Source organism: Brevundimonas sp. FV1ps31S (assembly GCF_058681265.1).
Genome location: NZ_CM178735.1, coordinates 3,321,674 through 3,334,516 on the forward strand (window position 1 = coordinate 3,321,674; position 12,843 = coordinate 3,334,516).

Below are 12,843 nucleotides of genomic sequence, written 5' to 3' on the forward strand. Positions count from 1 at the left end.
GGATCTACATAGTCAGTTCACGGGCGTTTCGCACCCGTGCGATGACGGCCAGGTCCACCGCCCGGGCGCCGGCTTCGATCAGGGCGCGGGCGCAGGCCTCGCCGGTCGCGCCCGTGGTCAATACGTCGTCGATCAGAAGGATGCGTCGCCCCTTGATCCTGCGACGTCCGGCCTCGGTCACGGCGAAGGCCTTCTTGACGTTCAGCCGCCGTCCCCGCCGGCTCTTACCGCCCTGGCTGTCGGTATGGGTTGTGCGGACCAGGGCGTCCGGCAGATAGTCCAGCCGGGCGTGGCGAGCCAGGGGACGGGCGATCTCGGCCGCCTGGTTGAACCGCCGCGACACAAGGCGGAACGGGTGCAGGGGCACCGGAACCAAGGCGTCGGCCTCCTGGATCAGATCGGCGGCCGCCCGGCCGATCCAGCGCGCGAACAGGGGGGCGAACTGCTGCTGGTCGCCGTGCTTGAATCGCAGGATCAGGCCGCGCGAATGGTCGTCGTAAACGCAGGCGGCCCGCGCGCGTTCGAAGCCATAGGGCTGGGCGATACAGGCGGCGCAGCGGGTCTCGGCGAAGGCGCCGCCGTCGAACTCGAAGGCCGCGCCGCAGCCGTCGCAGACCGGCGCCTCGAGAAATTTGATCCGGCTCCAGGCGTCGGGGGTCAGTCCCGCCGCCGCCGTCGCCTCGCGGCTGTCGTGGGCCAGGGGCGGCAGGACCAGATCCGCCAATCCTCGCCCCACATCGCGCAACTGGCGCCCGGCCCCTTCCCAGGCGCGCCGCCAACCCCCATCCTGCACATCCATGACCGCCTCCCCCGAAGCTCCGCCCCGCATTTTCGACGCCCGCCGGCGTGAAGCCCGCCTGGCGCGCGCCGCCGACAAGCTGGACCAGGCCGACTTCCTGCACGTCCGGGCGGCCGAGAACGCCGCGGGCAGCCTGGAGGCCATCCTGCGCGCGTTTCCGGTCGCCGTCGATCTCTCGGCCCATTCCGGCCCGTTCGCCACAGCGCTTGCGGCCAGCGACGCCGCCGGGCGGGTGGGCGAGGTCGCGACCCCGACCCGTCTGGCCGAACGCGCCGCGCCGGGCGCCGCCGCCCTGCCGCTGGCGGATGACTCGACCGATCTGATCGTCTCGCTGCTCAGCCTGCACTGGGCCAACGACCTGCCTGGGGCCCTGGCCCAGATCCGGCGGGCCCTGAAGCCGGACGGCCTGTTCATCGGCACCCTGTTCGGGGCGGGCACGCTGAAGGAGCTGCGCTCGGTCCTGACCGAGGCGGAACTGGCCGAACGCGGCGGCGCCCAGGCGCGGGTCTCGCCCTTTGCGGACGGCTATGACGGGGCGGCCCTGTTGCAGCGGGCGGGCTTCGCCCTGCCCGTGTCGGACGTGGACCGGTTCACCGTCCGCTATCCCGATCTGTTCGCCCTGGTCCGCGACCTGCGCGCCATGGGCGAGACCAATGTGCTGCACGGCCCGATCCGGCCCCTGAGCCGGGCCGTGATCGCCCGCGCCGCGCGCCTGTACGCCGAACGCCATGGCGACGCCGACGGCCGCATCCCCGCCACCTTCGAGATCATCCATCTGGCCGGCTGGAAACCGCACGAAAGCCAGCAGAAGCCGCTGGCGCGCGGCTCAGCCAAGGTCCGGCTGGCGGACGCCCTGGGCGTGAAGGAAATGACCGGCGACGAGGTCGATCCGGGCTGACCCGCCGTGCTGTGGGGGTTTCACCCCTTCAGCGCGTCGATGACTTTCTGCATGACGTCCTTGTACAGCGTCCCGTTGGCGCCGCCCAGGGCGCTCAGTCCGCCCAGGATGGCGACGAAGATCAGGCTGCAGATCAGGCCGTATTCGATGGCGGTCGCGCCGTCGTCGTCGGACAGGAAGCGGGCGATGAAACGCATGGCCGGCCTCCCTGGTCGGCGGTGATCAGAGCAGGTCGCGCAACCAGGCGACCAGGGGTTCGTCCGCCGGCGGCATGGGATAGTCCGAAAGCTTGTCCGGTCTCACCCAGGCCAGGCCGTCGTGCTCACGCGCCGTGACCACGCCGTCCCACCGTCGGCACAGATACAATGGCATCAACAGGTGAAAGGAATCGTAAGCATGGCTGGCGAAGACGAAGGGCGCCAGACAGCTCTCGCTGACCTCTATGCCCAGTTCCTCGCGCAGTTCGCGGATCAGGGCCGCCTCGGGCCGCTCGCCGGGCTCGACCTTGCCGCCCGGAAACTCCCACAGGCCGGCCAACTTCTTGCCCTCAGGCCGTTTGGCGATCAGCACCCGCCCGTCGACATCGATCAGGGCGACGGCGACGACGAGGACGGTGGGAAGCGGCGTATCCGTCACGAGCGATAATCGCCGTTGATCTCGATATAGTCCTTGGTCAGGTCGCAGGTCCAAACCGTGGCCGAGGCCCGGCCCGCGCCGACATCGACGGTGATGTCGATCTCGGGGTTCTTCATATAGGCGGTCATCTTGGCCTCGTCGTAGGTCGGGGACGGGGCGCCGTCGATGGCGGCCTGGTGCGGGCCGAACTTGATCGCCAGACGGTCGCGGTCCACCGGCTCCTCGGTCTTGCCCACGGCCATGACGACCCGGCCCCAGTTGGCGTCCTGGCCGGCGATGGCGGTCTTGACCAGGGGGCTGTCGGCGATGGACTTGGCCAGTTTTCTGGCTGACGCGGGGCTGGCGGCGCCGTCCACCGTCACCTTGACGAACTTGGTCGCCCCCTCGCCGTCGCGCACCAGCTGGTGCGCCAGATCCAGCATCACCTTGTCCAGGGCGGCCGAGAAGCTCTTCAGCCGCCGGTCGCCGACCCGGCCGATGCGCGGCGCGCCCGAGGCGCCGGTGGCGAACAGCAGGGCCGTGTCATTGGTCGAGGTGTCGCCGTCCACGGTCACGCTGTTGAAGGTGGTGCGGACGTGCAGGCCCAGAAGCGCCTGAAGCACGTTCGGGTGGATGTCGGCGTCGGTGACGATGAAGGCCAGCATGGTGGCCATGTCCGGCGCGATCATCCCCGAGCCCTTGGCGATCCCGGCGATCCGGACCTTGTAGCCCTCGATCTCGGCCTCGGCGTACGACCCCTTGGGGAAGGTGTCGGTGGTCATCATCCCCCGCCCGGCCCGGGCCCACTGCTCGGACGGATGGATGTCGGCGTCCAGGCCGGCCTCGATCTCGGGCAGTTTGGAGACGATCTTCTTCTCGTCCAGCACCACCCCGATCACCCCGGTCGAGGCCAGCATGACGTCGCGCTGGCGGCAGCCGAATCTCTTGGCGACCTCGGAGGCGGCGCGCCGGGCGGCGTCGGCGCCGGCCTTGCCGGTGAAGGCGTTGGCGCAGCCCGCATTGACCACCAGGGCGCGCACGTCCTTGCCCCCCTCGGCTCCCGCCAGGTGCTTCTTGCACCAGTCCACGGGGGCGGAGCCGATCTTGTGGCGGGTGAACACCCCGGCGCAGCTGGTGCCGCGCGCGAACCGGAACACCACCAGGTCATCGCGCTCGTGCTTGTAGAAACCGGCGCGCGCCGTGGCGATCTCAACCCCGCCGATCGGGGGAATGGTCGGGAAGGGCACGGCCAGGGGCGAGATGGCCAGGCCCGGCTTGCCGGCGGTTGGGGCCGGCGCGGCGGCGGGCTCCGCCGGGCGGGTGGCGCGTTTCAGCGCCGTGGCGAACGGGTCCAGCGCCTTTTCGAACGCCTGTTCGATCTTCTGGCCTGTGGTCGAGGGGGGCTTGGTCATGTCAGGCGGCCGGTGCGGATGCGGAAGGGGCGGGAGCAGGAGCAGGAGCAGGAGGCGCGCCGGACGCGGCCCCGGAGGCGGCGGAGGCCGGCTCCTCGTTCTGTCCGGCGCCTTCGCCCGGCAGCAGGACATCGACCTTGGCCTTGCCGCGCAACTGCTCCAGCAGGCGCCGGACACCTTCGTAGGTCAGGTAGCGGACGATCTGGGGTCGCGCCTGTTCCAGCGTCGGCGGGCTTTCCTTACGCCGGTCCTCGACCCGCAGCACGGCCCAGCCGCCCTCGGTCTGGAACGGACCCACGATCGACCCGGCCGGCCGGTCGCGCAGGGCGCCGGCGTAGGCCTGGGGCATGACGTCGAGCGTCGAATAGCCCAGATCCCCGCCCGAGAAGCGCGTCGCCTCGTCGATCGACCGCTCCATGGCCACGGCTTCGAAACCGGCGCCCTGGCCCAACATGCCAATGACGGCTTCCGCCTCGGGTCTGGTGCGCGACAGGATCAGGCGGACGCGGATCTCTTCGGAGGTCTTCGCCAGCCGCAGCTGTTCATTATACAACGTCTGGACCGCCTGGTCGGAAATCGCGCCATTGACGACGCTCTCGACCAGCATGTCGCCCAGAATTCGCTCGCGGGTCGCCTCCAGCCGCCGTTGCGCCAGAGGGGAGGCGTCCAGCCGACGCCGCTCGGCCTCCCGGGCCAGCAGCTTCTGGTCGATCACCTCGTCCAGCACGCGACGGAACAGGTCGGAGGTCACGTCCAGGGGCTCGCCCTCGCCGACCAGGCCCTGGGCCACCGCCTCGCGCTTGACGTCTGAGGCCCAGACCGTCTCGTTCTGGACCTTGGCGACCGGCCGGTCGCCCGGCTGCGGGGCATGGTCGTCGCCGCCGCCGCGCGAACAGGCGGCGAGCGTCAGGGCCGCGGCCATGAGGGCCGTTGTGATGAAGCCGGAAGATCGCCGATAGGGGGTCAAGAGGGCGCTCCGTCGAAGGCGGCCGAATGCCCCTCGCGTTGACAGGGGTTAGGCCGGTGCTTAAGTCCCGCCTGCGCCCAAGTCGAGGGGTTTTGATCGTCTGCGCGGCCCTTCGCGCGCGCCTGCACCGGCGCACCTGGGCCGCCGTCGTTCCTGGCCCCTCGCGCGGCGCTGCTATCGCCGCCCCTCACGGGATTTCAGAGCCGCTCCTCCATGACGCTCGACCTTTACCGGATCTGACATGCTCGGCTTCGCCAAGAAATTTTTCGGCTCTTCCAACGACCGCAAGGTCAAGGCCTTCCAGGAGCACGCCCAGCGCATCAATGCGCTGGAGCCCAAATTCGCCGCCCTGTCCGACGACGAGCTGCGGATGATGACCGACGCCTTCCGGGATCGTCTGGCCAATGGCGAGACCCTGGACAAGATCCTGCCCGAAGCCTTCGCCGTGGTGCGCGAGGCGTCCAAACGGGTGCTGGGTCAACGTCAGTATGACGTCCAGCTGGCTGGCGGCATGATCCTGCACGAAGGCGGCATCGCCGAGATGCGGACCGGCGAGGGCAAGACCCTGGTCGCCGTGGCCCCCGTCTATCTGAACGCCCTGCCCGGCAAGGGCGTCCACGTCATCACCGTCAACGACTACCTGGCCCGCCGCGACGCCGAGACCATGGGCCGGGTCTATCGCTTTCTGGGCCTGGAAGTGGGCGTCATCGTCAACGGCCTGAGCCAGGGGCAGCGCCAGGCTGCCTACGCCGCCGACGTCACCTACGGCACCAACAACGAGTTCGGTTTCGACTATCTGCGCGACAACCTGGTCTATGACCGGCGCGAGATGGTGCAGCGCCCGCACAATTTCGCCATCGTCGATGAAGTCGATTCCATCCTGATCGACGAAGCGCGCACCCCCCTGATCATCTCGGGCCCGACCGAGGACCGTTCGGACCTGTACAAGATCCTCGACGGCCTGGTGAAGGAGCTGATCAAGGACAAGGACACCTTCGAGCTCGACGAGAAGCAGAAACAGGTCCTGCTGACCGAACTGGGCTCGGAACGGATGGAAGAGGCGCTGGAAAGCGGCGGTCATTTCGCCGCCGACACCACCGGCCTGTACGACGCCGCCAATATCAGCCTGGTCCATCACACCAACCAGGCCCTGCGCGCCAACACCCTGTACCAGCGCGACAAGGACTATATCATCAAGGGCGGCGAGATCGTCCTGATCGATGAATTCACCGGCCGGATGATGACCGGCCGCCGCCTGTCCGAAGGCCTCCATCAGGCCATCGAGGCCAAGGAAGACGTCAAGATCCAGCCCGAGAACCAGACCCTGGCCTCGGTCACGATCCAGAACTATTTCCGCCTGTACGAAAAGCTGTCGGGCATGACCGGCACCGCCGCGACGGAAGCGCAAGAGTTCGGCGACATCTACAAGATGGACGTGCTGGAGGTGCCGACCAACCGGCCGATCCAGCGCAAGGACTATGACGACGAGGTCTATCGGACCCACGCCGAGAAGAACCAGGCCATCGCCAAACAGATCGCCGAATGCCACCTGGCGGGCCAGCCTATCCTGGTCGGAACGGTCTCGATCGAGCGGTCGGAACAGCTGTCTGAACTGCTCCGCACCTATGAGTACAAGGTCGAGGTCTCGCGCAAGCTGAAGCCCCAGTACGAGGGCAAGGCCAAGGAGGCCGAGAAGATCGGCGACGCCGCCTATGACATCACCTACGAAACCAGGCTGCGCGGCATTCCGCACTCCGTCCTGAACGCACGCCAGCACGAGCAGGAGGCCTATATCGTCGCCGACGCCGGCCTGCCGGGCGTCGTGACCATCGCCACCAACATGGCCGGCCGCGGCACCGACATCCAGCTCGGGGGCAACCTCGAGATGAAGATGCAGAAGTGGCTGCTGGAACAGCGCAACATGGCCGTCGAGGTCACGCCCGAGATGGAGAAGGCCCAGGAGACCCAGTTCAAGGCCGACATCGCCGTCCAGCGCGAGATCGCCCTCGCCGCCGGCGGCCTGTTCGTCCTGGGCACCGAACGCCACGAGAGCCGCCGGATCGACAACCAGCTGCGCGGCCGCACCGGCCGTCAGGGCGACCCCGGCACCTCGAAATTCTACCTGTCCTGCGAGGACGACCTGCTGCGCATCTTCGCCGGCGACCGCCTGGACTCGATCATGAAGACGTTCGGGGTCGCGGAAGGCGAGGCCATCACCCATCCCTGGCTGAACCGCGCCATCGAGACCGCCCAGAAGCGGGTCGAGACCCGTAACTACGACATCCGCAAGAACCTGCTGAAATACGACGACGTCGTGAACGACCAGCGCAAGGCCGTGTTCGAGCAGCGCCAGGAGTTCATGGACTCCGAAGACCTGTCGGAACTGGTCGGCGACTTCCGCCGCGACGTGGTGTCCGACCTGGTCGACCGTTACATGCCGCCCAAGGCCTATGCCGAACAGTGGGATATCGACGGCTTGGACGAGCGGGTCCGCACCACCCTGGGCCTGGAGCTGCCGCTGCACGACTGGGCCGCCGAGGAAGGCGTGTCGAACGAAGAGATCGAGGAGCGGCTGCTGGCCGCCGCCGACGCCCGCGCCGCCGAACGCCTGGAACAGATCGGCGCCGCCCAGACCCGCGGTCTCGAAAAGCAATTCATGCTTCAGATGATCGACATGCAATGGCGCGAACACCTGGTCCATCTGGACCATCTGCGCGGCGTCATCGGCCTGCGCGGCTACGGCCAGCGCGATCCGTTGAACGAGTACAAGACCGAGGCCTTCTCGCTGTTCGAGAACCTGCTGTACGACCTGCGCCACAACGTCACCCGCTGGCTGATGACGGTCGAGTTCCGCTTCCAGCCGCCGCCGGAAATGCCCGAGTTCCAGGAGATCCACCTGAACCCCGGCACCGGCGAGAACGAGATGGCTAATCCGGCCGCGCAAAATCCGGAAGGCCAGTTGATCGGCGACGACCGCTCCAAGCTTCCGGTCGAGGCCCTGCCGCCCGGCTGGGAAATGACCGGCCGCAACTCGCCCTGCCCCTGCGGCTCGGGCCGCAAGTTCAAACACTGCCACGGGGCGCTGGTCTAAGGACCGCCGCGCTTTCCGGTCCGGATCTACCCCGCCACGCGCAGCGTCAGGTTCAGCCGCCCGCCGCCGGGGATCAGGCGCGACGAGCCCGCCAGCACGCGGTCGATCCCGTGCCGGGCCAGTCGCGCCGGTCCCGTCAGGGCGCAGACGTCGCCGCTGTCCAGTCGCAGCGTCGTGGTGCGCCCGCCCGCGGCGCCGCCGATGCGGAACATGGCCGCGTCGCCCAGCGACACCGACAGGACCGGCGCGCCCAGATCGGCCTCGTCCTTGTCCTGGTGCAGGCCCATCTTCGCCCCCTCGCGGTACAGATTGACCAGACAGGCGTCCGGCCGCCAGGCCGCGCCGACCGTGGCGTCCCAAAGGTCCAGCAACACAGGTGGAATATCCGGCCAGGCCCGCCCCGTCTCCGGATGCGTCGACTGATAGCGATAGCCGCCCCGGTCCGAGACCCAGCCCAACGGCCCGAGATTGCTCATCTGCACCGAAAACGGCCGTCCGCCCGGCGTCTGCGGCCGGTAAAAGGGCCCCTCTTCCAGCCGCGCGAACACCGCATCGACCAGATCGGCCTGGGCCTGGGCGTCCAGGGCGCCTGGCCAAAGGCGGAAGCCCTCGACGGCGGTTTTGACCTCTGAAATCGCGGACATGGCCTCATCCTGGGCGAAAACCGGTTCCGCCGCACCGCTGAATCGCAGAACGCCCTTGCAGGCCTATGGGACTTTCCCATATCGGGGCCAGCTTCGGAGAAACCCCGAGAAGTTTGGGGCTATCCGGCATCTATCACGCCAACCCACAGGGGGCGGTCACGCGCGGCGCTTCGTCGAAGGCCGCCGCATCGCCCGCCACACGGAGAGAACAGAACGCCCATGGCCAAGATTATCGGCATCGACCTCGGCACCACCAACTCGTGCGTGGCCGTCATGGACGGCAAGAACCCCAAGGTGATCGAGAACGCCGAAGGCGCCCGCACCACCCCCTCGGTGGTCGCCCTTCAGGACGGCGGCGAGACCCTGGTGGGTCAGCCCGCCAAGCGTCAGGCCGTCACCAACCCCGCCAACACCTTCTTCGCCATCAAGCGCCTGATCGGCCGCAACTTCGACGACCCCGTCGTGGCCAAGGACAAGGGCATGGTGCCCTATGAGATCGTCAAGGGTCCGAACGGCGACGCCTGGGTCCGCGCCCACGGCAAGGACTATTCGCCGCAACAGATCTCGGCCTTCACCCTGATCAAGATGAAGGAGGCCGCCGAGGCCTATCTGGGCGAGAAGGTGACGCAGGCCGTCATCACCGTCCCGGCCTATTTCAACGACAGCCAGCGCCAGGCCACCAAGGACGCCGGCAAGATCGCCGGGCTTGAAGTCCTGCGCATCATCAACGAGCCGACCGCGGCCGCGCTCGCCTATGGTCTGGAAAAGAACGAAGGTCAGAAGATCGCCGTCTATGACCTGGGCGGCGGCACCTTCGACGTCTCGATCCTGGAGATCGGCGACGGCGTCTTCGAGGTGAAGTCGACCAACGGCGACACCTTCCTGGGCGGCGAGGACTTCGACGTGCGCCTGGCCGACTATCTGGCCGACGAGTTCAAGAAGGAACAGGGCGTCGACCTGCGCCAGGACAAGCTGGCCCTCCAGCGCCTGCGCGAAGAAGCCGAAAAGGCCAAGAAGGAGCTGAGCTCCACGACCCAGTACGAGGTCAATCTGCCGTTCATCACCATGAACGCCTCGGGCCCGCTGCACCTGAACATCAAACTGTCGCGCGCCAAGCTGGAAGCCCTGGTCGATGACCTGGTCGCCCGCACCATCGAGCCGTGCAAGAAGGCCCTGGCCGACGCTGGCCTGAAGGCCTCGGACATCGATGAAGTCGTCCTGGTCGGCGGCATGACCCGCATGCCCAAGGTGCAGGAGGCCGTGAAGGCCTTCTTCGGCAAGGAGCCGCACAAGGGCGTCAACCCTGACGAAGTCGTGGCCCTGGGCGCCGCGGTTCAGGCCGGGGTTCTGCAAGGCGACGTCAAGGACGTGCTGCTGCTGGACGTGACGCCCCTGACCCTGGGCATCGAGACCCTGGGCGGCGTCTTCACGCCCCTGATCGAGCGCAACACCACCATCCCGACCAAGAAGAGCCAGACCTTCTCGACCGCCGACGACAACCAGTCGGCCGTGACGATCCGGGTCTTCCAGGGCGAGCGCCCGATGGCGGCCGACAACAAGATGCTGGGTCAGTTCGACCTGATGGGCATCCCGCCGGCGCCGCGCGGCATGCCGCAGATCGAGGTCGCCTTCGACATCGACGCCAACGGCATCGTCAACGTCTCGGCCAAGGACAAGGCGACCAACAAGGAGCAGTCGATCCGCATCCAGGCCAACGGCGGCCTGTCGGACGCCGACATCGACAAGATGGTCAAGGAAGCCGAGGCCAACGCCGCCGCCGACAAGGTTCGCAAGGATCTGGTCGAGGCCCAGAACGCCGCTGACAGCCTGATCAACTCGACCGAGAAGGCCCTGGCCGAACACGGCGACAAGGTCGAGGCCGACGTCAAGACCGCGATCGAAACCGGCCTGACCGAGTTGAAGACCGCCCGCGAGGGTACGGACGCCGAGGACATCCGCGCCAAGACCAACACCCTGGTCCAGGCCTCGATGAAACTGGGTGAAGCCATGTACGCCCAACAGCAGGGCGCCGGCGACGCCGATGCGGCCCCGGCCGACGACGGCGTGGTCGACGCCGAGTTCGAGGACGTGTCGGACGCCGACGGCGACGAGAAGAAGAGCGCCTGATCCGCAACAGGTCGGCGAAATGATACGGCCCCGCTTGTCTTGCGATAGGCGGGGCCTTTTCATGAAACTTGCATCATTCGTCCCGGCCCCCATGTCAGCCGGGACACCGTCTTCCTCCAGGATCCACAGAGATCCGAGGGAAGCGGCAGGGGAAGTAATGAGGACTGACGCCCGATGGCGCGTGACTATTACGAGATTCTAGGCGTCGAACGGACCATCGACGCGCCCGGCCTGAAATCGGCCTATCGCAAGCTGGCCATGATCCATCACCCGGACCGCAACGGCGGCTCGGAAGAGTCGATGGCCCAGTTCAAGGAAATCTCCGAGGCCTATACGGTCCTGTCGGACGATCAGAAGCGCGCGGCCTACGACCGGTTCGGCCACGCAGGCGTCAACGGCGGCGCAGGCGGCGGCTTCGGCCAGGGCCAGCAGGGCTTTTCCGACATCAACGACATCTTCTCCCAGGTGTTCGGCGACGCCTTCGGAGACGCCTTCGGCGGCCGCCAGGCGGGCCGGGGCCAGCAGGGCGGACCGCGTCGCGGCTCGGACCTGCGCTATGATCTCGAGATCAGCCTGGAGCAGGCCTACAAGGGCGCCGAGGTCGAGATCGACATCCCCGCCACCATGACCTGCGAGACCTGCGAGGGCTCGGGCGCCAAGCCCGGCACCAAGCCCGTCACCTGCACCACCTGCAACGGCGCAGGCCGGGTGCGCCAGGCCAACGGCTTCTTCCAGGTCGAACGCACCTGCCCCCGCTGCCACGGCGCCGGCCAGATGATCGCCGATCCGTGCACGACCTGTCACGGCCACGGCCAGGTCCGCAAGACCCGCACCCTGAACCTTAAGATCCCCGCCGGCGTGGATGACGGCTCGCGCATTCGCCTGTCGGGCGAGGGCGACGCCGGTCAGCGCGGCGGGCCGCGCGGCGACCTGTACGTCTTCCTGTCGGTGACGCCGCACGACCTGTTCGAGCGCGACAACCTGGACCTGCTGGTCACCGTGCCTGTGCCAATGACGGTGGCGGCCCTGGGCGGCGAGATCGACGCCCCCTGCCTGGTGTCCGACGCCTGCGACGGCAAGTGCAAGGCGTCCGTCGCCGTGCCCGCCGGCGCCCAGACCGGCAAGACGGTCCGGATCAAGGGCAAGGGCATGCCCCACCTGAACGGCCGGGCGCGCGGGGATCTGGTGGTCGAACTGTTCGTCGAGACCCCCACCGACCTGACCCCCCGTCAGAAGGAACTGCTGCAAGAGCTTGCCCTGTCGTTCGGAGAGGGGCAGAACCCCCGCAACTCCAGCTTCGCCGGAAAGGCGAAGCGCTTCTGGGCCGACATCCTGCGCAATCAGGATGCGGACGGGTCGAAAGAAAACGTGGTTTGAGCGCAATCTTCCACGCCGGCATTTCCGGCTATCGCGGCCGGATGGGTCGCGCGGTGTCCCAGGTTCTCGATGCGCGCGAGGACGTGGTCGTCGCCGCCCGTTTCGACTGGGGCGAGACGGCCGACATCTCGCTGTGCGACGTCATCATCGATTTTTCGACGCCCGACGCCTCCCTGGCCCTGGCCCAGGGTGCGGCCGCGCGCGGCGGCCCGGCCCTGGTCATCGGCTCCACCGGCTTCAGGCCGGAGCAGGAGGCTGAGCTGATCAAGGCCGCCGAGAAGATCGCCATCGTCAAGAGCGGCAACTTCTCCCTGGGCGTGAACATCCTGATCGGCCTGGTCCAGCACGCGGCCCAGCGCCTGGACGCCCAGGACTGGGACATCGAGATCACCGAGGCCCACCACCGCCGCAAGGTCGATTCCCCGTCCGGCACCGCCCTGATGCTGGGCGAAGCCGCCGCCGAGGGCCGGTTCACCGACCTGTCTGACGTGCAGTCCAAGCCCTATGACGGTGTCCAGGGCGAGCGCGAGAGCGGCAAGATCGGCTTTTCCTCGATCCGCGCCGGCGGCATCGTCGGCGAGCACACCGTCCTGTTCGCCTCCGAAGACGAAGTCCTGACCCTCAGCCATTCGGCGATCGACAGGGCGTTGTTCGCCAAGGGCGCTGTCGCCGCCGCCGCCTGGGTTCGCACGCGCGGACCCGGCCTGTACGACATGCAGGACGTGTTGGGCTTCAGGCAGGCCTGACACTTAGGGGGCGCTTCGCGCTACGCTCGCGACGCGGTCGCTCGCTCCTTGAGCGCGATTCCAATATTCAATCCGTCATCCTCGGGCTTGTCCCGAGGGCCTGCGTCGGATCCAGATTTCAGCCTTCGACGTCGGGCGACCTAGCGTCCCATCAACCGTTTGCGAGG

Annotated in this window: 11 protein-coding genes; 5 read left to right on the plus strand and 6 right to left on the minus strand. The window is 67.9% G+C overall.

What is annotated here, in order from left to right:
- Positions 1 to 4: 4 nt before the first annotated feature.
- A complete protein-coding gene (locus ACVPT3_RS15955; RefSeq protein ID WP_492041818.1) occupies positions 5 to 799 on the minus strand; it encodes a ComFC family protein in 795 nt (264 codons plus the stop codon).
- Between ACVPT3_RS15955 and ACVPT3_RS15960 the strand changes: the two genes are divergently transcribed.
- On the plus strand, positions 798 to 1,697 hold the full coding sequence (locus ACVPT3_RS15960; RefSeq protein ID WP_492041819.1) for a methyltransferase domain-containing protein: 900 nt from the start codon (positions 798 to 800) through the stop codon (positions 1,695 to 1,697). The genes ACVPT3_RS15955 and ACVPT3_RS15960 overlap by 2 nt on opposite strands.
- A gap of 20 nt (positions 1,698 to 1,717) precedes the next feature.
- On the opposite strand, the gene ACVPT3_RS15965 is transcribed toward ACVPT3_RS15960, so the two are convergent.
- The 4 genes from ACVPT3_RS15965 to ACVPT3_RS15980 are packed head-to-tail and all read right to left on the minus strand — an operon-like array spanning position 1,718 to position 4,646.
- Positions 1,718 to 1,894 carry a Flp family type IVb pilin gene (locus ACVPT3_RS15965; RefSeq protein WP_492041820.1) on the minus strand — a complete coding sequence of 59 codons (177 nt, stop codon included), beginning with the start codon at positions 1,892 to 1,894 and terminating at the stop codon, positions 1,718 to 1,720.
- Positions 1,895 to 1,919: 25 nt separating this feature from the next.
- The gene (locus ACVPT3_RS15970) at positions 1,920 to 2,333 is read right to left on the minus strand and encodes a (deoxy)nucleoside triphosphate pyrophosphohydrolase (RefSeq protein ID WP_492041821.1); all 414 of its coding nucleotides are present in this window, start codon (positions 2,331 to 2,333) and stop codon (positions 1,920 to 1,922) included.
- A complete protein-coding gene (gene argJ / locus ACVPT3_RS15975) occupies positions 2,330 to 3,724 on the minus strand; it encodes a bifunctional glutamate N-acetyltransferase/amino-acid acetyltransferase ArgJ (protein ID WP_492041822.1) in 1,395 nt (464 codons plus the stop codon). The genes ACVPT3_RS15970 and argJ overlap by 4 nt, the downstream gene beginning before the upstream one ends.
- Before the next feature lies 1 nt (position 3,725).
- Complete coding sequence (locus ACVPT3_RS15980; RefSeq protein ID WP_492041823.1) at positions 3,726 to 4,646, minus strand: peptidylprolyl isomerase; 921 nt, start codon at positions 4,644 to 4,646, stop codon at positions 3,726 to 3,728.
- Positions 4,647 to 4,932: 286 nt separating this feature from the next.
- On the opposite strand from ACVPT3_RS15980, the gene secA reads away from it, so the two are divergent.
- Positions 4,933 to 7,782 (plus strand): preprotein translocase subunit SecA, encoded by a 2,850-nt coding sequence (gene secA / locus ACVPT3_RS15985; RefSeq protein WP_492041824.1) that lies wholly within the window; start codon positions 4,933 to 4,935, stop codon positions 7,780 to 7,782.
- A 26-nt stretch (positions 7,783 to 7,808) separates the two neighbouring features.
- Here the strand turns inward: secA and ACVPT3_RS15990 are convergent, their stop codons facing one another.
- The gene (locus tag ACVPT3_RS15990; RefSeq protein ID WP_492041825.1) at positions 7,809 to 8,426 is read right to left on the minus strand and encodes an alpha-ketoglutarate-dependent dioxygenase AlkB; all 618 of its coding nucleotides are present in this window, start codon (positions 8,424 to 8,426) and stop codon (positions 7,809 to 7,811) included.
- Positions 8,427 to 8,645: 219 nt separating this feature from the next.
- On the opposite strand from ACVPT3_RS15990, the gene dnaK reads away from it, so the two are divergent.
- The 3 genes from dnaK (at position 8,646) to dapB (ending at position 12,676) form a co-directional block, all read left to right on the plus strand.
- A complete protein-coding gene (gene dnaK / locus ACVPT3_RS15995; RefSeq protein WP_492041826.1) occupies positions 8,646 to 10,553 on the plus strand; it encodes a molecular chaperone DnaK in 1,908 nt (635 codons plus the stop codon).
- Between the two features lie 174 nt (positions 10,554 to 10,727).
- Positions 10,728 to 11,930: a molecular chaperone DnaJ gene (gene dnaJ, locus ACVPT3_RS16000; RefSeq protein WP_492041827.1), complete on the plus strand. Its 1,203-nt coding sequence runs from the start codon at positions 10,728 to 10,730 to the stop codon at positions 11,928 to 11,930.
- Positions 11,927 to 12,676, plus strand: a complete 750-nt coding sequence (gene dapB, locus ACVPT3_RS16005; RefSeq protein WP_492041828.1) for a 4-hydroxy-tetrahydrodipicolinate reductase — start codon at positions 11,927 to 11,929, stop codon at positions 12,674 to 12,676. The genes dnaJ and dapB overlap by 4 nt, the downstream gene beginning before the upstream one ends.
- Positions 12,677 to 12,843: the final 167 nt, after the last annotated feature.